Annotated in this window: 1 protein-coding gene; it reads left to right on the top strand. The window is 68.3% G+C overall.

Annotation, left to right across the window (positions count from 1 at the left end; all coding sequences use genetic code 11):
• The coding region (locus RZ84_RS28165) for a L,D-transpeptidase family protein (protein ID WP_043271034.1) at positions 1-1,015 on the top strand (1,015 nt) is incomplete at its 5' end.
• Between the last annotated feature and the right edge of the window lie 76 nt (positions 1,016-1,091).

The following is a 1,091-nucleotide window of genomic DNA, read 5'->3' as shown; positions in this document are numbered from 1 at the left end:
GCTCGGCTCGCCGATATCCGTGACGGCGGACGGCGGGAAGCTGACCGCGGTCGACGTCAAGGACGACAAGGGGGCCACGGTTCCCGGCCAGCTGGCGGCTGACGGTACGTCATGGAAGTCGGCGGGCAAGGTCCGCCCGAAGACCACGTACACCGTGCACACCAAGGCGACCTCGGCGAAGGGCAAGGAGTCCACCGAAACCGCCACCTTCACCACCCAGCAGGCCGACAAGGTCAACAAGCTCACCAACACCCCCGGCAACGGGCAGACGGTGGGCACCGGCATGCCGGTCTCGATCCTCTTCGACCACCCCATAGCCAAGAGCAAGCGCGCCGAGATCGAGCGGGCGCTGAAGGTCACCACCCAGCCGCACGTCGAGGGCGCCTGGGGCTGGGTCAAGGACTGGTCGGGCAAGGACCGGATCGACTGGCGGCCCAAGACCTACTGGCCGGCCGGCACCAAGGTCTCCGTCAAGGGCGCGCTGTCCGGGATCAGCTCCGGCGACAGCGGCTGGTTCGTCCGGGACTACGACTTCGGCTTCACCATAGGCGCCGACCACAAGGCCGTCATCGACGTGCCCTCGCACACCCTGACGATGTACGAGAACGGCAAGCCGGTCGGCAGCGTCAAGGGCTCCGCGGGCTCCGTGCAGGACCCCACCCGCGGCGGGGTGCACACCGTACGCAGCAAGAACGCGACGGAGACCATGGACTCCGCCACCATCGGGCACGGCGACGAGTGGATGCTGGACTCCCAGTGGGTCACCCACCTCACCGCGTCCGGCACGTTCCTGCACTCCGCGCCGTGGAACAAGTCCCTCGGCGTGGTCAACAACAGCCACGGCTGCTTCGGCATGACCACCTCGGACGCCAAGCGGGTCTACGACTTCCTGCCGGTCGGCTCCACGGTCGAGGTGAAGGGCACCGCCAGCACCAAGAAAACCGACGTCGGCAACGGCCTGGAGGTCTGGCAGGAGACCTGGCAGCAGTGGCAGCAGCGCAGCGCCCTCAAGTAGGCGGCGCGAACTGGGCGGCACCTCAAGTAGGCGGCGCGCCGGGTGTGTTGTGCGACTCGCCGAGAGCACGCACCGG

The organism is Streptomyces sp. CT34, assembly GCF_000805335.1.
Lineage (GTDB): Bacteria > Actinomycetota > Actinomycetes > Streptomycetales > Streptomycetaceae > Streptomyces.
Note: the sequence above shows the minus strand (reverse complement) of the source record. Positions and strands in the feature narration are given on the sequence as shown.